The organism is Streptomyces maremycinicus (assembly GCF_001184025.1).
Taxonomy (GTDB): domain Bacteria; phylum Actinomycetota; class Actinomycetes; order Streptomycetales; family Streptomycetaceae; genus Streptomyces; species Streptomyces maremycinicus.
Map to the genome: position 1 here is coordinate 519,014 of NZ_BBYG01000009.1, position 21,891 is coordinate 540,904.

Genomic DNA, 21,891 nt, shown 5'->3' on the forward strand with positions numbered 1-21,891 from the left:
GCGCTTTCCGATGTGACTTACGCGACGATGCACGGGCCCGGCCTGACCTTCCCCCTCCAGGGGGCGTAGCCTTTATTCCCGCTGTCCATCACCTTGTGAAGCGGAAGAGGGCGGTTGCCGCCGTGTCGCCACAGTCCCCCAGTAACGCATCGAGCATCTCGACCGACGCAGACCAAGCGGGCAAGAATCCCGCTGCCGCGTTCGGACCGAACGAGTGGCTCGTCGACGAGATCTATCAGCAGTACCTCCAGGACCCGAACTCGGTAGACCGTGCCTGGTGGGACTTCTTCGCCGATTACAAGCCGGGGGCCGCCACGGCCTCGGCTCCGGCGGGTACTGCGGCCGCGGGGGCCGCAGCGACCACCACGCCCGCGGCGCCCGCCGCACCGGCCGCTCCGGCCCAGGCGGCGCCCGCCGCCCAGGCTCCCGCCGCACCGGCCCCCGCGCCGGCCGCGGCCCCGAAGCCCGCGGCCGCCGCACCCGCCGCCGCACCTGCTCCGGCTAAGGCGGCCCCGGCCGCCAAGCCGGCCGCCGCGAAGCCCGCGCCCGCCGCCGCCTCGGCCGCGCCCGCGCAGGGTCCGGAGTTCGTGACGCTGCGCGGCCCCGCCGCCGCGGTCGCCAAGAACATGAACGCCTCGCTGGAGCTGCCCACGGCCACGTCCGTGCGCGCGGTCCCGGTGAAGCTGCTGTTCGACAACCGCATCGTCATCAACAACCACCTGAAGCGCGCCCGGGGCGGGAAGATCTCCTTCACGCACCTGATCGGCTTCGCGATGGTGCAGGCCATCAAGGCCATGCCGTCGATGAACTGGCACTACGCGGAGAAGGACGGGAAGCCCACCCTCGTCAAGCCGCCGCACGTCAACTTCGGCCTGGCCATCGACCTGGTGAAGCCCAACGGCGACCGCCAGCTCGTCGTGGCCGGCATCAAGAAGGCCGAGACGCTGAACTTCTTCGAGTTCTGGCAGGCCTACGAGGACATCGTCCGCCGCGCCCGTGACGGCAAGCTGACGATGGACGACTTCACCGGTGTCACGGTCTCCCTGACCAACCCCGGCGGCCTCGGCACCGTGCACTCCGTGCCGCGGCTGATGCCCGGACAGTCGGTCATCATGGGCGTCGGCTCGATGGACTACCCGGCGGAGTTCCAGGGCACCAGCCAGGACACCCTGAACAAGCTCGGCATCTCGAAGGTCATGACGCTCACGTCGACCTACGACCACCGGGTCATCCAGGGCGCCGCCTCCGGCGAGTTCCTGCGCGTCGTCGCCAACGCCCTTCTCGGCGAGAACGGCTTCTACGACGAGATCTTCGAGGCGCTGCGCATCCCCTACGAGCCGGTCCGCTGGCTCAAGGACATCGACGCCAGCCACGACGACGACGTCACCAAGGCCGCCCGGGTCTTCGAGCTGATCCACTCCTACCGGGTCCGCGGCCACGTCATGGCCGACACCGACCCGCTGGAGTACCGCCAGCGCAAGCACCCCGACCTGGACATCACCGAGCACGGCCTCACCCTGTGGGACCTCGAGCGCGAGTTCGCGGTCGGCGGCTTCGCGGGCAAGTCCCTGATGAAGCTGCGCGACATCCTGGGCGTCCTGCGCGACTCGTACTGCCGCACCACCGGCGTCGAGTTCATGCACATCCAGGACCCGAAGCAGCGCCGCTGGATCCAGGACCGCATCGAGCGCGCGCACAGCAAGCCGGAGCGCGAGGAGCAGCTGCGCATCCTGCGCCGGCTGAACGCGGCGGAGGCCTTCGAGACCTTCCTCCAGACGAAGTACGTCGGCCAGAAGCGCTTCTCCCTGGAGGGCGGCGAGTCCGTCATCCCGCTGCTCGACGCGGTGCTGGACAGCGCGGCCGAGTCGCGCCTCGACGAGGTCGTCATCGGCATGGCCCACCGCGGCCGGCTGAACGTCCTCGCGAACATCGTCGGCAAGTCGTACGCGCAGATCTTCCGCGAGTTCGAGGGCAACCTCGACCCGAAGTCGATGCACGGCTCCGGCGACGTGAAGTACCACCTGGGCGCCGAGGGGACCTTCACCGGCCTGGACGGCGAGCAGATCAAGGTCTCGCTGGCCGCGAACCCGTCCCACCTGGAGACGGTCGACCCGGTCATCGAGGGCATCGCCCGCGCCAAGCAGGACATCATCAACAAGGGCGGCACGGACTTCACCGTCCTGCCGGTCGCCCTGCACGGTGACGCGGCCTTCGCGGGCCAGGGCGTCGTGGCCGAGACCCTGAACATGTCGCAGCTGCGCGGTTACCGCACCGGCGGCACGGTCCACATCGTCATCAACAACCAGGTCGGCTTCACCGCCGCCCCGGAGTCCTCGCGCTCGTCGATGTACGCCACGGACGTGGCGCGCATGATCGAGGCCCCGATCTTCCACGTGAACGGCGACGACCCGGAGGCCGTGGTCCGCGTCGCGCGGCTGGCCTTCGAGTTCCGCCAGGCGTTCAACAAGGACGTGGTGATCGACCTCATCTGCTACCGCCGCCGCGGTCACAACGAGTCGGACAACCCGGCCTTCACCCAGCCGCTGATGTACGACCTGATCGACAAGAAGCGCTCGGTGCGCAAGCTGTACACCGAGTCCCTCATCGGTCGCGGCGACATCACCCTGGAAGAGGCCGAGCAGGCGCTCCAGGACTACCAGGGCCAGCTGGAGAAGGTCTTCACGGAGGTCCGCGAGGCCACCGCGCAGCCCGCCGCCGGCGACTCCCACGAGCCGCAGGACAACTTCCCCGTAGCGGTGAACACCGCCGTCTCCGCGGAGGTCGTCAAGCGCATCGCCGAGTCCCAGGTCAACATCCCGGACTCCTTCCACGTCCACCCGCGTCTGCTGCCGCAGCTCCAGCGCCGGGCGACGATGGTCGAGGACGGCACGATCGACTGGGGCATGGGCGAGACGCTGGCCGTCGGCTCGCTGCTCCTGGAGGGCACGCCGGTCCGGCTGTCCGGCCAGGACTCGCAGCGCGGCACCTTCGGCCAGCGCCACGCGGTGCTCATCGACCGCGAGACGGGCGAGGAGCACACCCCGCTCCAGTACCTCAACGACGAGCAGGCGCGCTACAACGTCTACAACTCCCTCCTGTCCGAGTACGCGGTGATGGGCTTCGAGTACGGCTACTCGCTGGCCCGCCCCGACGCGCTCGTGATGTGGGAGGCGCAGTTCGGCGACTTCGTCAACGGCGCGCAGACCGTGGTCGACGAGTACATCTCGGCGGCCGAGCAGAAGTGGGGCCAGACGAGCGGTGTCACGCTCCTCCTGCCCCACGGCTACGAGGGCCAGGGCCCGGACCACTCCTCGGCCCGTGTCGAGCGCTTCCTCCAGCTCTGCGCCCAGAACAACATGACGGTCGCGATGCCCACGCTCCCGTCGAACTACTTCCACCTCCTGCGGTGGCAGGTGCACAACCCGCACCACAAGCCGCTGGTCGTCTTCACCCCGAAGTCGATGCTGCGCCTCAAGGCCGCGGCGTCCAAGGCGGAGGAGTTCACGAGCGGCCAGTTCCGCCCGGTCATCGGCGACACCACGATCACCGACCCGGCGGCCGTGAAGAAGGTCGTCTTCTGCGCCGGCAAGGTCTACTACGACCTGGAGGCCGAGCGTCAGAAGCGCGGCGTCACGGACACGGCGATCATCCGCCTCGAGCGGCTGTACCCGCTGCCGGGTGCCGAGGTCCAGGCGGAGGTCAACAAGTACCCCAACGCCGAGAAGTACCTCTGGACCCAGGAGGAGCCGGCCAACCAGGGTGCCTGGCCGTTCATCGCCCTGAACCTGATCGACCACCTGGACCTCGCGGTCGGCGCGGACGTGCCGCACGGCGAGCGCCTGCGCCGCATCTCGCGCCCGCACGGCTCGTCCCCGGCGGTCGGCTCGGCCAAGCGACACCAGGCGGAGCAGGAGCAGCTGGTGCGCGAGGTGTTCGAGGCCTGAGCCTCGAACGGACCTGGCGAACGCGCCTGACGGCGAAGGGCCCGCCCCCGGAGGTTTCGGGGGGCGGGCCCTTCGCCCTTTGCCCGATGCGCCGGCCGGCTCAGGTCGGCTGTGGCTCGAAGTCCCAGACCGGGCGCCCGCGGGAGCGGGCCAGACCCGTGTCGGGGTGCTGCGGGCCGAGGGTGGCGGAGAGCTCGGCCAGCGCGTCCGTCTCCGTCTTGTCCGCCTCGGCCCGCAGCCCGATCGCCCGGAGGTCGGCGGCCAGCGCGATCCGGGCGGCGAGGGTCAGCGGGTGGCTGCCGCCGAGGCGCGCGGACGCCCCGCGCACCGTGTCCCGGCCGAGCGCCGCCGCGGCGGCGTGGTCGCCGACCGAACTGAGCAGCGCCGTGGTGTTCACCGCGCAACCGAGCGCCCAGGGGTGGTTCTGCCGCACGGCCCGGGTCATCACCCTCAGCGACTCCTGGGAGGCCGCCAGGGCCTGCTCGCGTTCACCGACCCGGTGCAGGACCAGGGCGTGGTTGGCCCTCGCTCCCGCGGTGTACGGGTGTGCGTCGGTCAGTGACGCCGCGTAGCGGGAAAGGACGCTCTCGCTCAGCTCCCGCGCCCGGTCGACGTCGCCGTGCTCGCGGACGAAGCAGCTCTGGGCGGAGGCGAAGACCAGGGTCAGCGGGTGGGCCTCGCCCAGTACCCGCTCACCGCGTTCCAGCACCCCGGCGAGGATCCGGCCCGCCTCCTGCCGGTCCCCTCCGCGGTACCGGCACAGGGCTAGGTTGTACTCGGCCTGGAGTGTCTGGGGGTTGGTCTCGCCCATCACGATGCGGCTCTCCCGCACGTTCCGCGCCTGGATCGACCCGGCCTCGGTGTAGCGACCCAGCAGGCGCAGGCCGACGGCGCAGGAGAGCTCCGAATACAGGGTCCAGGGGTGCCGGGTCCGCAGCAGGTCGCGCCGCGCCTCCAGGGTGCGCCGGTCGACGTCCAGGGCTTCCGCGTACCGGCCCAGCAGGCGCAGGGACACCGCCAGGTTGTTCTGCGCGTTGAGGGTCCTGGTGTCCCGGTCCCCGACGAGTTCGCGACAGGTGTCCAGGACCTGCCCCGACAGTTCCATGGCCTCGTCGTAGGCGGCCAGTCCCCGCAGGTCCGCGGCCAGGCCGCCGAGAGCCCGCAGGAAGTCGAGGTCCCGCTCGCCGCGCTGTTCCCGCAGGTGCGCGACGGCCACCCGCTCGATCTCGGCCGTGCGCCGGTACTCCCCGGCCGCGCGCAGCAGGTTGGCGTAGTGGTACGTCAGCTCCCACAGCCGCGGATGGTTCTCGCCGAGCAGGGCGCGCCAGGCGTTCAGGGCACGTTCGCCGAGCTTGATGCCGGACGCGTACTCCCCCGAGAAGTACATGTAGCGCAGGCAGTTGAAGACCAGTCGCTGGACGTCGGGGTCCTCGGTCCTGAGGACGTCCGCGTACTTCAGGTGGGGGACGATCTCGGCGTATCCGGGCCACAGGTCGGGATCGGTGGGCAGGCACGGGTCGGCCGCCGCCAGGGCGGACCGCACCACCTCCCGGTACTGCCGGCGTACGTCGGCCGGCATGCCCCGGTGGACGATCTGATGGACCATGCGGTGCAGGTAGAGGGTCTCTCCCGACGCGTCGGCGTCGTACGCCTCGATACGGATCACGGAGTACCGGCGCAGCTGGTTGATCGCCTTGTTCCACAGCAGCGGGTCGGTCAGGAGGCGTTCCACGGCGTCGGGAAGGCCGTCGCCCGGCATCTCCCGCAGCAGGTGGACGGGGATGAACCCGGGGGCGAAGAAGGTGCACAGGCGCAGCAGGGCCACGGATTCGGGAAGGCTCTGGCGCAGTCGCTCCAGCAGGATCGACCAGGCCGTCTGGAAGGCCACCGGGAAGTCCGCCGACACCTTGATCACGGCGCTGTCCAGCCCCACCTCGAGCAGAGCGATGTACTCCCGTACCGACAGCTCCGAGTCGTTCAGCCAGGCCGCCGTCTGATCGAGCAGCAGCGGCAGATCCTCCAGCGCGACCGCCAGCTGGTCGGCCTCCGCCGGCGTCAGCCGCGGCGCCCGGCGCCGGATGAACGCCACGGACTCGTCCCGGGCGTAGACCGGAACCTCCAGCAACGTGCTGTTGTGCTCGCCCCATGTGAGGTTGCGCGAGGTGATGATCACGTGCCCCGGTCCCGTCGGCACCAGATCCCACACCTCGTCCGGCTCGTCCGCGCCGTCGAGGACCAGCAGCCACCGGCCGAACGGGTCGCCCCGGCGCAGCGCGTCACGCACGGCGCGCAGCCGCTCCCCGTACTCGTGCCCCGTCAGCAGGCCCAGCTTCGGCGCCAGCTCCGCCATCGCCCGTCGGCAGGTCACCCGGGTCCCGGCGTTGACCCACCACACGACGTCGTACTCGGAGCCGAACCGGTACACGTACTCGGCCGCCAGCTGCGTCTTGCCCGTCCCGGACATGCCGTGGAAGGTCACCACACCCGCGCCGGGGGCCGCGCCCTGGAGCTGGTGGTACGCCTCGTTGAGCAGCGACTCACGACCGGTGAAGCGCGTGTTGCGACGGGGCACACCACCCCACACCTCCGGCAGCACGGCCGGATAGCGGGCCGCCCGCCCGGTGCCCCGCGCGGGCTCGGGCAGGGGCTCGCAGGGCAGACCCAGGCGGTTCAGCACTCTGCGTTCGGCCTCCTCCTCGCTCTCCTGGGCCAGTACGGCGGGTGCGAGGGCCTCCGCGTCCACGGGGAGCGGAGCGGCGGTCACCGAGACCGCGGCGAAGCGGGACGGATCGGGGGCCACGACCTCGCGCAGTGCCACGTCCCACTCCTCCCGTGTACGGGAACCCAGGAGGAAGTAGCCCTCGCTGAGGACCAGCAGGACCTGGCCGGGTGCCAGCAGCAGGTCACGCAGCAGCTCCGTCAGCGGCACGCCCGCCGGGGCGTCCCAGCGCAGGAGTACCACCCGCAGCCCGCGCCGCTCCAGTCGGTCCGCGATCCAGGTCGCCCAGGCCCGGTTGAAGCCGGCGTAGTGGAGGGTGAGGGTCTGCCGGTCCGTGGACGCACGGGGCTCGTCCGGCGCGGGGACGGGCACCTGCCCCTGCACCGGTACCGGCACCGGTACCGGCACCGACGGGCGGGCGCGGGACGGTCCGGCGTTCCGCGGCCGCCCGTCGGCCGGTTCCCCGCGTCCGTGCTCCCGGCCGGTCCGCTCGGCCGGTGGTTCCGTCAGCCGTCGCACGGGCCCCGTCGTCCACACCTCGGGAGCGTGCGGCGGCCGGACCTGCCGTCCGGCCAGGATCCGCGACCGCAGTTCCGCCTTCCGTACGGGCACGCCCCACTGGTTGCTGATGGTCAGCCACAGCGAGGCCGTTCCCGCCTGTTCGCCCGCGAGGACCTGGAAGCAGGCGGGCCCGTAGGTCCCGCCGAAGCGGTGCAGGACGACGCTCGGCTCGTCGAGGGCGGAGCAGACGAAGAACGGAGCCCCCTCCAGGGCGACGGAGAAGGTGAACTCCTCGGCGTGGTACGGCCAGTCGCCGGGTGCGCCGTCCGATGAGGGCAGGGGTCCGTGCAGATCCACGGTGACGAGATACGCGCATCCGGTCTCGCACGTGCGGGGCCAGGCCACGACGGGGTCGACCCGAAGCGGCCGTTCCCGGTGGTCCTCGACGCCGCTCACCAGCCCTCCCCTCCCCCGGCGGCCCGGACGTCCCCCGCGGAGAGGCGCAAGGTCGTGTCCGGATGCCCGTAGAAATGGAACATGAAGGTGTACAGGAGCCGCAGCACGCGTTTCTGACCGATCCTGTCGATCCGCCCGCCGTCGTTGCGGACGCTCGGGATGTCCGCCAGGGAGCCGAAGTCCTCGACCGCGTGAGCCCGGAAGTCGCGCAGGGTGCGGGTGACCGGATGGTGCGGACGGGCCGCCATCTCGTGCATCAACTGCTTCACGAGAGTCCGGGCTTCGAGGTCCCCGACCTTTCCCGCGGTGACGATGCAGCCCCCCGCCCCTTTGCGCAGGAACAGCTCGGCGAATCCACGCAGTGCCTCCTCGCCCTGGGCGCTGTTGTCGACGAAGCGGCCGGAGTGACAGGCGTTGAGGCAGACCAGCGAGCGGTCCCTGCGCAGGACGCGCATCGTCTCGCCGTCGAACTCGGCCCAGGTGCGGTCGCCCAGCGTGAGGTGCGTGACGGACGCGCCGTAGCCGCCGTGGCAACCGAGGTAGACCAGGCCCGTCCGGTCCACCTGGGTGTCGAGGGCCTGGAGGAACGGTGTCATCTCCAGGTGCAGTTGGTGGGCGTACGGGGCGAAGACGGTGCCGTCGTCGGCCATGTCCTTGTGCAGGTAGCCGAGGACCCGGCCGTGGAAGTCGCCGACCCGGTGCGGCAGGCCGAGGCCGGTGTCGCGCACGGTCGTCCAGCGGACCATGACGACGAGGGCGCCCAGCAGTCCCGCCGGCAGTCGGTTCTCGGTGTCCGCGGGCAGCCACAGCAGTTCCCACGGCAGTTCGTATCCGGTGTCGTCGCAGACGATCAGGCGCAGTCCGTCACCGTGGCGGGCGCGGATCAGGTTGATCCAACGCACCAGTTCGGGCTGGTTGCCCGACCACAGTCTGATGGCGCGCAGTACCTCCGAAGGGTAGGCACCGCCCTCCTGGCGCAGGTTGGCGAGGCTGACGGCCGGTGCCGCGCGCCGGGTGGGGCCGGCGGGGCAGGACACCTTGAGGTCGCCGCACCACCCGAGCAACCGGTAGCCGGCTCCGCCGTCGGCGCCCAGGGCTCGCTGCACGTGCAGTACGGCGAGCCCCTCCTCCAGTCGGCTGCCGAGCCGGGCGTCGTTCCCGCCCAGGCCGGCCGGGGGACCGGAGGGGCCGCCGGACGGGGGCACGTCCCTCGTCCTGCGCCGCGTCACGGCGGCGATCCGGGGCACCTTGGACAGCAGGGCCGGTACCTGCTGCCACGGAGGGCGCGGTTGCTGCTCACCGCTCATCCGGCACCCCCGACTCGTGCGTCCTGGGGGCCGGGCGTCCCGCGACGACCGTGGCGCCCAGCGCGTCGGCCAGCCGGAAGGGCAGGCTGCCGTAGGGCTCCCGGGCCGGGTCCACGACGGCCGCCCGTACCCTCGTCCTGTCCATGGCACCGATCCGCGCGGCGGCCTTCAGGGCATCCTCGACGCCCGCCGCGCCCACGTGTCCGGCTGGCCGGCCGCCCCGACCGGCCGTGAGCGGCACGTTTCCCCGGCCGTCGGTGACGACGACCAGCCAGGCCTCGGCCAGGGCGCTGCCGTGCTGCTGGAAGGCGGCGCGCAGGATCCGGGCCGCCTCCTGGATGCCGTGGGCGAGAGGGGTCGCCCGGCCGGCGGGGCGGTACAGCGCGGCGAGGACCCGTGGATCGAGCACATTGCGCGCGGCGAAGGAGTCCGCCTTCAGTTCGTGTGTCGCGTCGGCGCCCCCGACCTCGATCACCTGCACGGCTGCCCGCCCGGTGTAGGCCCACTGCAAGAACGGGGTGAGCGCCTCCGCCCAGTCCCACGCGTCGTCGCGGCACGTGTGGTCCAGCAGCAGCACCAGCAGGCGTTCGGAGGCCCCGGCACGCAGGTGGCTGCGCAGGTCGACGGGCGCGATGGTGAACCGGTCCGTCCGCCGCACGCGCTGGTGGACGGCCGCTTCCCGCACGGTGGCCACGTAGGCGAGGTCGCGCAGGTCCTTGGCCCTGCGGCTGCCGACCACCGCGCCGCGGGTCGCGGCCGGTCCCATGGTGCGCTGCCAGAGGTTGCGCAGCGGGGCGAAGTCGCGCGGCACGCTCACCTCGTCCTCCGGGAACGGGGTGCCGTGGACGGCCGCGGGACCGGACCCGACCTCCTCCTCCGGCTCGGGCCCCCGCAGCGGACGGCCCTGACCTGCGGGGCGTTCCGTCGCTCCGCGGTCGACACGGGACCCGTCGTGCGGAGCTTCGCTCCGGTCGTCGGCGCCCGACGGACCGGGGGAGTCGGGGGGCTCCCGCTCCGGGTCCGTACCGTCCGGTGTGCCGGCGACGGGCAGTCCGATGAGCCGGGCCGCCGCGTCGGCGTGCCGTTCCTCCGCCGCGCCGTCCCCGTCCAGGGAGGCCAGCGTGCGGGCGAGGCGGGCCAGCGCGAGTTCCCTGCGGACCCCGGTGTCGGGACCCAGCAGAGCCCTCACCCGGGTGAGGGCGCCGTCGGTGACGGACGCCTGGGCGATGTGCCCGGCGCCGGCCCCGCTCACGGAGGGCAGCAGGGTCAGGAGCCGCTGAGGCCGGGAACCTCTCAACTCGGCCATGGACACCCGCAGGGCGAACCGGTCCAGCAGGTGCGGGCTGAGCCGCCCGGCGTCGGCCGAACGGCAGACGGCGAGCCAGCGCGCCCGGGGGCGGGCGATGTGCCGGAGTCCGGTGTGCTCGACCACCGCGACCTCGGCGCCCAGGAGTTGGACGGCGGCGCGCATCCCGGCGACGCTCAGCCTGGTCAGGTCGGGGACCACCACCAGTTGCGGCGGTCCTTCGCGGCCGTCCGTCTCGATCAGCGGGCCGGGATGCGTGCTGACCGAGACGCGACCGCCGGCCTGCCGCAGCCTGGCCCGGGTCCACAGGTCCTCGTCCCGGGTCTGGGCCCCGAGCATGAGCAGCGGCCCGGCGCCACCGAGCGCTGCCGCGAACAGCAGGGCGACGGAGTCGGTCAGCTGCGGATCCAGATCGAAGAGGAGGACTCCGGCCAGGGCGGGGTCGGCTGCCGCGCAGGCCAGCAGCCGGGTCAGGCGCAGAACCGGGTCGTCCGGTTCCTGGGCCCCGAAGCCGGCCGCGGGCGGGGCGTCGGGGGGCGGAGGGATGGCCATGGACGGACTCAGACCTCTTCGAAGAGGTCCTTGACACGGTCCTCGTCCTCGACGCCCCACTCGAACGTGCTCTCCGGCCGCCGGTGCCGCAGCGCCATGGGGAGCACCCGCTGAAGGTGCCGTGGCTCCACCACGTCCGCGCCTTCGCGGGCGGCCAGCGCGCGGGCAGCGAGGGTGGCCACGATCTCGCCCCGCTGCCCCACGCTCTCCAGCCTCTCGGCGGCCTGGGCGCAGAGCCGTACGACCGTGTCGGGTACCGGGATGTGCCGGACCCGGAGCCGGGCCTGCGCCAGCCGCTCCCGGATGGCGGCGTCGTCCCGCGCCGCGGCGGCCAGCCAGTCGGAGCCGGTCTTGCCCAGCTCCTCCTCGAAGTCGAGCACCGTGCGGATCAGCCGGTGGCGTGCGTCCACGTCCAGACGCTCGGCGGTGACCATCAGACCGAACCGGTCGAGCAACTGCGGTCGCAGGCCTCCCTCTTCGGGGTTCATGGTGCCGACGAGACCGAACGCGATGTGCTTGGCGGTGGCGAGGCCCTCGCGTTGCACGGACAGCACACCGGTGGAGACGACATCGAGGATGACGTTGATGAGGTGGTCCTCGAGGAGGTTGACCTCGTCGATGTAGAGCATCCCGCTGATGGCCGCGTCCTCCAGGAGCCCCTGCTGGGGGCGTGCCTCGCCCCGGATGAGCGCGTCGATCTCCCAGCCGCCGAGGACGCGGTCGTCGGTGGCGTTGATGGGGAGGGTGACGGGCAGTTCGCTTTGGGCCATGAGGGCGAAGGCCCGTACGAGAGTGGACTTGGCGGTGCCGCGGGAACCGGCCATCAGGACACCGCCGATGCGGGGCACGAGGTGGTTGAGTTCCAGTGCGAGCTTGAGCTCGTCCTGCCCCACCACGCGTGAGTAGGGCAGGATGTGCACGCCGCTCGCGGCGTGGCTCACCGCGCCGTCCCCGGTCCGGCGCCGTCGGACCCGGTGCGTCCTGGCTGCCAGCGGAACGTGAACTGGAGCTGGGCCTCCGCCCCGCTCTTGACCACGGTCGCCAGCCCGGCGTCCATCCTGATGGAGAGCTGCAACTCGATCTCGTCGGGCCGCTCGCTCTCCGGGAGTTCCCCGAACCGCCGCACCGCCTGCACGGCGCAGCGGCGGGCGAGGTCCAGACCGTCGGCGTAGACGGCGCGGGCGACGCGGACGACTCGCCCGGACGGCCCGTCGCGGGTCTCCTCGTCGCCGTACACCTGGTCCAGGCCGTCGTCCGCGTCCGTTCCGACCTCGACCGGGATGGGCCCGTCCGCGTCCCCCGCGACGGGCCCGACTAAGATCGCCACACGTCCCCCCGGTTCAACTCACCTGTGTTTCGGGCAGGTTGACAGACCCGGTACTTTCCCCGGTGCGCCGGGATTATGCGCGCCGTTGCGGCTCGCTCGGCGCGAGCCGCACGTCAGGTCGTCTGGGGCTCGAAGTCCCAGAACGGGCGGTGGCGGGAACGGGCCGAGATCGTGTGCACATGCTGTTTGCCCAGCGTCGCCTCGAGATCGGACAGCGCCTCCAGTTCGACCTTCTCCGCCTGTCGGCGGTCCCGCAGTCCGCGCAGGTCGGCCGCGTGCGCGATCCGGGCCGAGAGGGTCAGCGGATGGGTGCGCCCGAGCGATTCGATGGCCCGGGTCACCGTTTCCCTGCTGAGCGCGGCCGCTCCCTCGGTGTCCCCGACGAGGTTGCGCAGGGCGGTGGCGTTGAGCGCGCAGCCCAGGGTCCAGGGGTGGCTCTCCCCCACCGCCGTGGTCATGTCCGCCAGCGCCTGTTCCACGAGGACGTGCGCGTGGTCCCGTTCACCGACGTTGCGCAGGATCAGCGCCTGGTTGGAGCGGGCCCCGGCGATGAAGGGGTGTCCCTCGGCGAGCATCACCTCGTAGCGGGCCCCGACGGCCTCGCTGAGTTCGCGGGCCTGGTCGATGTCGCCGTGCTCGCGGGTGAAGCAGCTCTGGGCGGAGGCGAAGATCAGCGTCACCGGGTCCGTCTCGCCCAGCACGCGCTCGCCCCGCTCCAGCACCCGGGTCAGGATCCGTCCCGCCTCTTCCCGGTTTCCGCCCCGGTATTGGCAGAGCGCGAGGTTGTACTCGGCTCGCAGGGTCTGCGGGTTGTCCTCGCCCATCACGATGCGGTTCTCGCGGACGTTGCGGGTCTGGATCGATTCGGCCTCGGTGTAGCGGCCCAGCAGCCGCAGGTCGATGGCGTAGGAGATCTCGGAGCCGAGCGTCCACGGATGACGGGCCCGCAGCAGCTGGCGCCGGGCCTCCATCGTCTGCCGGTCGTGGTCCAGGGCCTCCTGGTAGCGCCCGAGCAACCGCAGTGAGACGGCCAGGTTGTTCAGCGAGTTCAGGCTCCGTGAGTCCTGTTCGCCCAGCAGGTCGCGGTAGGCCACCAGGACCCAGCGGGAGAGTTCCAGCGCCTCGTCGTAGCGTGCCAGGCCGCGCAGGTCGGCGGCGAGGCCGCCGGCCGCGCGCAGATGCTCGAGGTCCTGGGGGCCGCGCTCGGCCTTCAGGTGCTCGGAGGCCGCACGGCTGAGGGCCTCGGTGCGCGTGTAGTCGCCGACGGCGCGCAGGAGGTTGGTGTAGTGGTAGGTCAGCTCCCAGATCCGGGGGTGGACCGGGCCGAGCAGCCCGCGCCAGGCGGCCATCGCGCGCTCGCCGAGCTTGATGCCGGCGTTGTACTCGCCGGAGAAGTACATGTAGCGCAGGCAGTTGAAGACCAGTCGCTGGACGCCCGGGTCCTGGGTCATCAGCACGTCCGCGTACTTCAGGTGCGGCACGATCTCGGCGTATCCCGGCCAGAGGTCGGGGTCGGTGGGGCGGCGCGGGTCGGCGGCGGCGAGGGCTTGGCGTACGACCTCGATGAACTCCTTGCGGTCCTCGTCCGGCATGTCCTTGTGCACGATCTGGTGGACCATGCGGTGCAGGTACAGCGACTCCCCGGAAGCGGTTCCCTCGTCGCCGGCCGACTCGTGCGACTCCAGACGTACCACGGAGTACTGGCGGAGCTGGTTGATCGCCTTGTTCCACAGCAGGGGGTCGTTGAGCAGTCCGGCGAGTTGTTCGGGCAGCTGGTCGCTGGACATCTCGCGCAGCAGGCGGACGGGGATGAAGCCGGGGGCGAAGAACGTGCACAGCCGCAGCAGGTCCACCGACTCCGGGACGGTCTCGCGGAGCTTGTTCAGCAGTATCGACCAGGCGGTCTGGAAGGCGAGCGGGAAGTCCGCGGACACCTTCACCACGTCGCCGTCGATACCGCCGTCCAGCAGGGCGATGTACTCCCGGACCGAGAGATCGGAGTCGTTGAGCCAGCCCGCCGTCTGGTCCAGCAGCAGCGGCAGGTCCTCCAGCGCGTCGGCGAGCTGGTCGGCCTCCACCTCCGTCAGCCGCGGGGCGCGGCGCCGGATGAACGCCACCGACTCGTCTCGGGCGTAGACGGGCACCTCCAGCAGCTTGCTGTTGTGCTCGGTCCATTCCGGATTGCGGGAGGTGATGATGACGTGGCCGGGGCCGGTCGGCACCAGGTCCCAGATCTGGTCGGGTTCGTCCGCGCCGTCGAGGATCAGCAGCCAGCGCCCGAACGGGTCGCCACGGCGCAGTGAATCACGCACGGCACGCAGCCGTTCGCCGTACTCCTGGCCGGTCTGAAGGCCCAGTTTCGGGGCGAGTTCGGCCAGCAGTCGTCGGTAGGTCACGCGTTTCTCGGCGTTGACCCACCACACGACGTCGTACTCGGAGCCGAACCGGTAGACGTACTCGGCGGCCATCTGGGTCTTGCCCACCCCGGACATGCCGTAGAAGGTCACCACACCCGCGCCCGGCTCCGCGCCCTGGAGCAGGTGGTACGCGTCGTTGAGCAACGACTCACGACCGGTGAAACGCGTGTTGCGGCGCGGCACGCCACCCCACACCTCGGGCATCGAGGCCGGGAAACGGGGACCGCGCCCGGGGTCCTCGGTCTGCTGCGCGGAGGAGTCGTAGGGCAGGTCCAGCCGGTCCAGCAGACGCCGCTCGGCCTCCTCGGCGCCCATGTTGGTGAGGTTCACGGGGGCGAGCACCGCGGTGGCCGACGGAACCGGCGCGGCGGTGACGGACACGGCCACGAAGCGGGACGGATCCGGAGCCACGACTTCACGCAGAGCCACGTTCCATTCCTCGTGGGTGCGCGGGCCCAGTTGGAAGTACCACTCGCTGACCAGGATGAGGATCCGGCCCTCCGCGAGCTTCAGGTCACGCAGCAGATCCACCAGCGGAACATCGGCGGGCGAGTCCCAGCGCAGGAACACCACCCGCACCCCGCGTCGCTCCAACCGGTCCCCGATCCAGGCCGCCCAGGCCCGGTTGAAGCCGGCGAAGTGGATGGTGACCGCCTCCCTCGAGGCCCCCCTCTCGGTTGACCTGACCGTCGTGCGGGCTCCAGTCATGCGGCGGCCTCCAGCGCGTAATCCCAAGAAATCGTAGAACCTCAGCGCCGCGCTCGTAAGGTCCCCGGACCGGAGGAGCGCGCCCTCAGGCCCAACGATCTTTGCGCAACAGACGGGGGCGGCGGGCCCGAATCCTCACTCACGTACGAACCCCTCACTCGTTCGGTCGCCGGGCGAAGGTGTGGCGTTGCCGCCACAAGGTGCGGGCGGCGTTCACGTACGCCTGGGCACGGGCCGTGTGGCCCCGGGACGCGGGATGTGCACCCATGCGCTCGTAGGCGGCGACCATCTCGTCCACGAACCGGCGGCCCCGGACGGTGAGATCGGGTGAGGCGACCAGCGCGGGCAGCACCGCGCCCACCTGGACGCGGTAGCGGGCGTGCTGGGCCCAGGCCGGTTCGCGGTGCACGGTGTCCGGCGCGAGCGCACGGCGCTGGTAGTAGTCCGCGATCGCCAGGTGGGAGTAGGCGCCTTGCAGCAGGCCGTCGTAGGGCCGCGGATCCGGCCGCCACGGGGCGAAGTGCGTCTCGGCGGGGGACGAGCGGTGCAAGGGCGTCATGTCGGAGAGGGCCGCCAGCTTGGCGTGGTGCAACTCGTGCACGAGCGTGGCCGCGAAGGTCACCGGGTCGGGCGGGGCGCTGCTGAGGAGGGCGCCGAACGCCTCGCGCCGGGTGGCGCTGCAACTGCCGTGCCCGGACGCGGTGGACCCCGGCGGGGAGGCCAGCGGCACCAGGCACCGCAGCAGGGTCATCGCCTCCGTGACCCGGTGCTCTCCGCCCGAACGCAGGGCCGCGGCGGTGCCGGACCAGGTATGCAGCCAGTGTTTTCGCTCCGCGTTGTCGAGCGTCGTAGGTCCGCTCAGCGCGCTGTGGCGGGGATCGCGGACCGTGCGGTAGGGGTCGAGGTCGTCCAGGGGCATGGCGGCGGTACCGGGCAGCAGTCCCGGCAGTGCGTACGCCGATGTCCACGCGAGTGAGCCGGACCAGGCGCCGAATCCGTGCTCCGGATGTACGCCGACGTCCGGCGCGAGGGGTTGACCGAGGGTCAGCCGCTCGGCGTCGAACCGGGCCTCGATCTCCGTGTCGCTCCTCTCGGCGGTGTGCAGCGCGCCGAGCGACGGCAGGACCAGTTCCCCGTCGTAGGCGGTCAGCCGGACGGCGAAGGGCACTCCGGCGCGGACGGCGACGGCGGCGGCGAGCGCGCTGAAATGGGCCAGGTCGCGGGCGAGTCGGCGCACGCGTCGGGCTTCCCCGGCCGGCGACGGGTCGCTTCCCCCCGTGAGCCCGCGCAGGCAACGCCAGCCCCAGGCGCCGGTCAGGGGGTACAGGAGGCGGGCCCGGGCAGGGGCGGGCGGGGCCGGATCGCCCGTCGCCGTCCTGCGGTCCGCCTCCGCCAGCAGTGCCCAGTCCTCCCGCAACCGTGCCTTCTGTTCGGCCGAACAGAGCCGGGGCGGGGCCTCCTCGGCGGCCTCCAGCACGGCACGGAGCACCAGGAGCCGCCGGGTGTCCTGATCGCGCACCAGGAGCGCCAGGGTGTCGGGCCCGGCGCCGGTGCGGCCGAGGTCGACGAGAACGCTGTCCGGGACCTCCGAAAGGATCACGGGGTTCCCCCTTCGCGAGAGGCCGCAACGGCGAGAGCCGCGTCCTGGTGGAGTCGCCCGGCCGCATGGCGGATGAAGAGCTGGAGGTCGGAGCAGTACACGGAGGGGTTGCGGAAGCCATGGCCCGCCCGGTAGCGGTGGGCGTAGTGGCCGCCGCCGCACACCGTCAGCAGGGGGCAGGCCAGGCACTGCTCCGCGAGGGCGGAGGTTCCCGTCTGGCGTGCGGCCACCGCCGGATGCCGCAGCGCGTCGTCGAAGCCGTGCCGGAACACGTCCAGACCGGTCCGTGCCGCTCCGTCGTACGCGGACTTCAGGGAGTCCACCTGTTCGATGGAACCGTCGGTCTCGACGACCACCGCGTCGAACGGGGTCAGCCCCAGCGACTCGGTGGCCGTCGGAAGTCCCAGCAGCAGGCCGAGGCACTCCTCGAACAGCCGGACCCTCGTCTCCCGCCGCCCTGCCGCCCACCAGCGGTCGAACACCCGGCACAGCCACTCCCCGTGGCGGGCACCGGCCTGCCGCGGGGGCGGGGCGGACCAGTTGCCGTGCGGCAGGAGCAGGTCGAGCGTGGGCGGGCGCAGAACGAGCAGCGACTCGTACGTCGCCACGGGGTCCAGCGTGGGGTCGACGACGGTCAGCACTCCGGCGTACGACTGCGGAAACCGCTCGGCGAGGAGCCGGGCGCCCCGGGCCGCGGCGGGCCATGCGGGACGGCCGGCATGGTCCACCCGGCGTGCGTTGTGCTCCCCCAGGCCTCCGTCGAGGCTCACGCCGACCCGGATGTCTTCCCCGGCCAGCGTGCGCAGGCGTTCCGGGGTGAGCAGGGTGGCGTTGGTCTGCACGACCGCGTGGACCGCGCAGTCGTCCGGGACGCGGTCACGGACGAGAGCCGTGAAGCGGGCCAGTGTCCGGGCACCGGCCAGCAGGGGTTCGCCGCCGTGCAACACGAGGGAGAGCGCTGTCAGACGGTGCGCCAGCGCGTGCTCGGCGATACGGGTCGCGACGGCGTCCAGTACGTCGGCGGAGGCCGCGGGGGGACGGGCGCGCCAGGTGCTGTCGGGGCCCTCGTAGAGATAGCAGTAGGTGCAGGCGAGATTGCAGCGGCCGTGCATTTTGATGATGAACTGCCGGAAAGGGTAGGGGGCTTCACCGGCGGCCGCCCCTCCAGACACTCCAGCACCCCCATGCCGTGAAGGCCGCACCGCGGCCCTTCTGCCCCGCACCGGCCACATGCCCGGAGGGGCGTCCGGCGCAAACCCTCGAGCGATCAGGATTGTCCATTTCGGAGAGGAAGACGACCGAAATCGACGCTCCCCGATCGGGGAGCGCGCTCTCGAACGCCCGCCTCCTCAGAGTGCGTTGTTGAAGCCCCACAGCATCTCGCTCGGCCGTGTCGCACGCTCCCGCAGGTCCCTCAGCACCTCCCGCAGCACCGGATGCTCGATCGTGCCCAGCTCCACGAGATTCAGCGCCAGCAGGTCCGGGAGCGGCTCGGGAACTCCGAGCGCTTCCGGTGCCTCCGCGTCCTCCGCCGACTCGTCGCTCGCGCCCATGCCCTGCTCCTCCCGGCTCGCCCGTTCACGTCGCCCGCTCCAGTGCGGCCAGTCGCTGCGCCGTGTCCCTGGCCGTCGGACCGTCGGTGACGAGACTGCCCTCGGGCAGCCGCGACCACTCCGCGCGGGCCGCGCGGTAGGCCTCCCGGGCGGCCCTCGGGCGTGCGGCCGCCTCGTAGGACATACCCCGCCAGTGGTGGGCTTGCGCACCCGTCTGGACGGCCTCCTGCCGTCGGCGGTCGGTTTCGGCCACCCCCTCCGCCTCCCTCGCCGCCTCCGACGCGTCACGGAAGGCGTCGACCGCGAGGTCGAGGCGGGCCGGGCGGCGCAGGCTGCGGTAGGCCTCGAACTGGACCTGGCCCAGCTCCAGTCGGCAGCGGGCGGCCAGCAGCGGATCGCCCGCGTCCGCCGCCGCGAGGCCGAAGAGGTGCTCGGCCTCGCGCAGGTCGACACGGTCCCCGCGGGCCCGGTAGCGCAGCATCAGCGCGCGGCCGAGGAGCAGCAGCCGGTGGGCGACCTGGCGGCTGCCCGCCGGGGTCTCCATCCGGCAGTCCCGCAGCACCCGGATCGCCCGGGACAGCACCTCCTGCGCCCGTGCCCCGGACTGGATCCCGGCCAGCCGCAGCAGCGCCTCGCCCCACTCGGCGAGCACGTCGGCGTGCGCGGGCGCGTCACGGGACATCCGCTGGGCGGCCTGCGCGAAGCGGTCCGCGGCCGTCTCCAGCTCCGCCGGTTCGCCCGACTCGGCGTAGCGGGCCACGGCGATCCGGCCGGCCCGCGCCAGCAGGGACGCGCGCCGGCCCTGTTCGCGCACCAGGGCGAGAGCCTCGTCGACACGGGACTGGGCGTCGTCCAGCGGGCCGCCCGCCCGGAGCAGCGCGTCCACCAGGTCGAGCAGGATCCGCACCCGCGTGCGGGCCGACTCGGCGGAGTACGGCTCCGTGCCGGTGTCCAGGGCGTTGCGCAGCGACTGCGCGCCCTGCTCGGCGTAGAGCCGGGCCTGGACGGGGTCGGCGGTGGCGCCGGACAGGCGCAGCAGGATCCGGCCGTGCTCCAGGGGGAGTTCGGGCGGACGCTGCCGGCGGTCGGGCCAGACGTCGGCGAAGGCCTCCAGCATGCCGACCGCGCCCTGGAGCAGCGCGCTGTCCCCGCCGAGCCGCCACTGCGCGTCCAGGGCGCGCACACGTTCCAGGGTGAGTTTCAGCGCCTGGTGCTCGTCGAGCCCGGGCGCGGCGCAGGCGACGGCGTACTCGCGGTCGGCGCGGCGCAGCAGGTCCAGGGCGCCGGTGCGGTCGCCGCGGCGCCTGCGGTCGGTCGCGGCCGCGTGCAGCACCCGGGCCAGCACGGCCCTCTCGCGCAGTCGGCGGGGGTGGGCGGTCGCGCGTTCGGCGGCCGCCTCCGCCTCCTGGAGGAGGTCGTCGCCGCCCTGCACCTCCCACAGCCGCAGGGTGCAGTGCGCGTACTCGGCCCACAGTTCGGGGTCCGCGCTCGCCCGCTCTCGCTCGGTGGCGCCGCGCAGCAACTGCACCGCGTCGATGACGTCCTGGATCATGCCCTCGCTGTCGAAGCGCTCGATCAGCGCCCGGACCCTGCGGACCGCCTGGTGTGTCGGCCGGTCGGCGGGCTGTCCCGGTCCGGTCCGGATGCCGGGGCTCTCGAACTGCTCGGGCAGCGGCATGAAGCGCCGCAGCACGCGGGCGGCGACCTCCGCGAACGGCTGCGGCACGGGGGCCTCGTCGCCGTTGCCGTTGTTGTCCCCGTGGTCCCCGTGGTCGGCGTGGTCGGCGTGGTCGCCGAGTCGGCCGTCGTCGGGGCGGCCGTCATCGGGGCGGGTGGCGGGTCCGGCGGGGCGGCCCGTGCCGCCGTCGCCGAGCTGGGCCAGGGCGAGGGCCGGGAAGTTGGGGCCGCCCTTGCCGAAGCGCTGCTCGATGTACTCCGAACAGTGCTTGAGCACCAGCATGGCTTCGTCGCGGCCCAGCCGGGACAGCAGGGCGTCCCGCACGTCGGGCTCGATGCGGTACCACTGGGCGCCGCCGTCGGCGTACTCCTCCGACGCACGGGTGACCAGGCCGCCGACCAGCACCTCGGCGAGTTCGGCCGGCCCGGAGTCGGGCAGCATCGTGCGCTGGACCAGCTGCATCACGGGCAGGCACAGGGGCGCGGCGGCCAGGTAGACGGCGAGCCGGCCGGCCGCCGGGGAGGCGCTGGAGCTGAACCTGCTGACCCGTTCGAACGGCGTGCGCCGCCGGTCGGCGCGCGCCGCCGGGGCGGCCGGCTGGTCCGCGCGCACCCAGCCCACCGCCCCCGGGACGGGCCCGGCGCCCGCCCCGGACAGCAGCCTGGCCCAGGCGCCCAGCGCGACCGGCTCCGGCGGCAGCACCGGCACCGGCAGCGCTCCCCGGCGCGCCTCCGGCGCCGCTCCCGAGGGAGTGCGGACGCGCAGCGCGGCCGCTCCGCCCAGGGTCTCGCCGCGGCTCAGCTCGCAGAACAGCACGGGCAGCCGGGTGCGGTTCCACAGGCGTTGCGGCAACGGCTGGAGCACGGCGACCGGCCCCTGCCGGGACAGGTGGTGCAGCAGGCGGTGCGCGTGGCCGCTGTGCCACAGGGGGCCCGCGCAGTCGCTGACGAACAGGACGATCCGGCGGCCGGTGGGGTCGCTGAGCCGGTCCGCGGAGTGCAGCGGCGCCGCGTAGGCGTCCGGGCTGCGGCTGACGGCCGGCTCGCCCTCGGGCCCCTGGTGCAGATGACTGACCTGGATGTCCGAGAAGGCGCCCAACTGGCCGAAGACCTGCTGGAGTTCGACGAACAATCGGTCCCACACCCGCATCGAGGACGAGGCGTCCAGGACCAGTTGGAGCCGGGCGTCGCCCCGGGTCACGGGCCGGTGGACGGGCATGATCAGGCCGCCCGCCTGCGCGCTGCGCTCCGCCGTCGCCGTCTCGTCGAGCCGCATGCGCAGCGGTGGCGCGGGGCTCCGGTAGCGCTGGAGCCGGCGTAATGCGCGCTGGAGTTCGAGCGGGGCGGGCAGCACGGGGGCGGCGGGTACGCCCACCGGAAGCGCGGCGGCCCGCCCGGCGCCACGGGTGCGCTCCGCGCCGTCCTGCGGGACCGGGTACAGGCTCACCCGCCCCTCGGTCCCCACCTCCGGCGGCGGCCGCTCCGGACGTTCGGCGCGGTCCCCCGGCGGCCGTCCGTCCCCGTCCCGGCGCGGTCCGCCGTCGAGCCGGGGCGTGGGCCGGCCGCCGGTGCCGACGGGTGGGTCCTCCGGGTCGGCGGCCTCCGCCGGCCGGGTCCAGCGGGCCAGCCAGAGCGCGTCGCACAACTGCGGCACATCGGGGTCGAGTCCGACGTCACGCAACCGCGCGACGAGTTCGGCGAGCGGATCGCCGCCGCGCGCTACGGGTGTCGCGGCGTCGCCGGGCTCGACGGGTCCGCCCGGGGTGCCGGGACGGCGGCCGTCGGGCGGGACGGGTCCGTGGCGGGCCGCTGCGTCGGGCATCA

11 protein-coding genes are annotated in these 21,891 nt (G+C 72.8%); 1 reads left to right on the forward strand and 10 read right to left on the reverse strand.

Features of this window, described 5'->3' with window-relative positions; all coding sequences use genetic code 11:
- The first annotated feature begins 122 nt into the window (after positions 1 to 122).
- Positions 123 to 3,944 (forward strand): multifunctional oxoglutarate decarboxylase/oxoglutarate dehydrogenase thiamine pyrophosphate-binding subunit/dihydrolipoyllysine-residue succinyltransferase subunit, encoded by a 3,822-nt coding sequence (locus AOQ37_RS06830; RefSeq protein WP_062642197.1) that lies wholly within the window; start codon positions 123 to 125, stop codon positions 3,942 to 3,944.
- 100 nt (positions 3,945 to 4,044) lie between these two features.
- Here the strand turns inward: AOQ37_RS06830 and fxsT (AOQ37_RS06835) are convergent, their stop codons facing one another.
- The 10 genes from fxsT (AOQ37_RS06835) to AOQ37_RS06880 all read right to left on the reverse strand — a co-directional run bounded on the left by fxsT (AOQ37_RS06835) (position 4,045) and on the right by AOQ37_RS06880 (position 21,889).
- A complete protein-coding gene (gene fxsT, locus AOQ37_RS06835; protein ID WP_062642509.1) occupies positions 4,045 to 7,035 on the reverse strand; it encodes an FxSxx-COOH system tetratricopeptide repeat protein in 2,991 nt (996 codons plus the stop codon).
- A gap of 581 nt (positions 7,036 to 7,616) precedes the next feature.
- Positions 7,617 to 8,927 carry a CHAT domain-containing protein gene (locus AOQ37_RS06840; RefSeq protein WP_107085120.1) on the reverse strand — a complete coding sequence of 437 codons (1,311 nt, stop codon included), beginning with the start codon at positions 8,925 to 8,927 and terminating at the stop codon, positions 7,617 to 7,619.
- Positions 8,917 to 10,785, reverse strand: a complete 1,869-nt coding sequence (locus AOQ37_RS06845) for a hypothetical protein (RefSeq protein WP_062642199.1) — start codon at positions 10,783 to 10,785, stop codon at positions 8,917 to 8,919. Before AOQ37_RS06845 ends, AOQ37_RS06840 begins: the two co-directional genes overlap by 11 nt.
- An 8-nt stretch (positions 10,786 to 10,793) precedes the next feature.
- Entirely contained in the window at positions 10,794 to 11,726 is a 933-nt protein-coding gene (locus tag AOQ37_RS06850) for an AAA family ATPase (RefSeq protein ID WP_062642201.1), read from the reverse strand.
- Positions 11,723 to 12,112 carry a CU044_2847 family protein gene (locus AOQ37_RS06855; protein ID WP_234436827.1) on the reverse strand — a complete coding sequence of 130 codons (390 nt, stop codon included), beginning with the start codon at positions 12,110 to 12,112 and terminating at the stop codon, positions 11,723 to 11,725. Before AOQ37_RS06855 ends, AOQ37_RS06850 begins: the two co-directional genes overlap by 4 nt.
- Positions 12,113 to 12,225: 113 nt before the next feature.
- Entirely contained in the window at positions 12,226 to 15,237 is a 3,012-nt protein-coding gene (fxsT, locus tag AOQ37_RS06860; RefSeq protein WP_062642203.1) for an FxSxx-COOH system tetratricopeptide repeat protein, read from the reverse strand.
- 154 nt (positions 15,238 to 15,391) lie between these two features.
- Positions 15,392 to 16,834 carry an aKG-HExxH-type peptide beta-hydroxylase gene (locus AOQ37_RS06865; RefSeq protein ID WP_063781129.1) on the reverse strand — a complete coding sequence of 481 codons (1,443 nt, stop codon included), beginning with the start codon at positions 16,832 to 16,834 and terminating at the stop codon, positions 15,392 to 15,394.
- Complete coding sequence (locus AOQ37_RS06870; protein ID WP_062642208.1) at positions 16,834 to 17,949, reverse strand: FxsB family cyclophane-forming radical SAM/SPASM peptide maturase; 1,116 nt, start codon at positions 17,947 to 17,949, stop codon at positions 16,834 to 16,836. Before AOQ37_RS06870 ends, AOQ37_RS06865 begins: the two co-directional genes overlap by 1 nt.
- 237 nt (positions 17,950 to 18,186) lie before the next feature.
- On the reverse strand, positions 18,187 to 18,390 hold the full coding sequence (fxsA, locus tag AOQ37_RS06875) for an FxSxx-COOH cyclophane-containing RiPP peptide (RefSeq protein ID WP_062642209.1): 204 nt from the start codon (positions 18,388 to 18,390) through the stop codon (positions 18,187 to 18,189).
- A 25-nt stretch (positions 18,391 to 18,415) separates the two neighbouring features.
- Entirely contained in the window at positions 18,416 to 21,889 is a 3,474-nt protein-coding gene (locus AOQ37_RS06880; protein ID WP_199824943.1) for an SAV_2336 N-terminal domain-related protein, read from the reverse strand.
- Positions 21,890 to 21,891 lie beyond the last annotated feature (2 nt).

Bases quoted from the DNA above. Each gene is read 5' to 3' on its own strand.
- AOQ37_RS06840 (WP_107085120.1), bottom strand. From the start codon at position 8,927: ATGAGCGGTGAGCAGCAACCGCGCCCTCCGTGGCAGCAGGTACCGGCC.
- AOQ37_RS06845 (WP_062642199.1), bottom strand. From the start codon at position 10,785: ATGGCCATCCCTCCGCCCCCCGACGCCCCGCCCGCGGCCGGCTTCGGG.
- fxsT (WP_062642203.1), bottom strand. From the start codon at position 15,237: ATGACTGGAGCCCGCACGACGGTCAGGTCAACCGAGAGGGGGGCCTCG.
- AOQ37_RS06870 (WP_062642208.1), bottom strand. From the start codon at position 17,949: ATGCACGGCCGCTGCAATCTCGCCTGCACCTACTGCTATCTCTACGAG.
- fxsA (WP_062642209.1), bottom strand. From the start codon at position 18,390: ATGGGCGCGAGCGACGAGTCGGCGGAGGACGCGGAGGCACCGGAAGCG.
- AOQ37_RS06880 (WP_199824943.1), bottom strand. From the start codon at position 21,889: ATGCCCGACGCAGCGGCCCGCCACGGACCCGTCCCGCCCGACGGCCGC.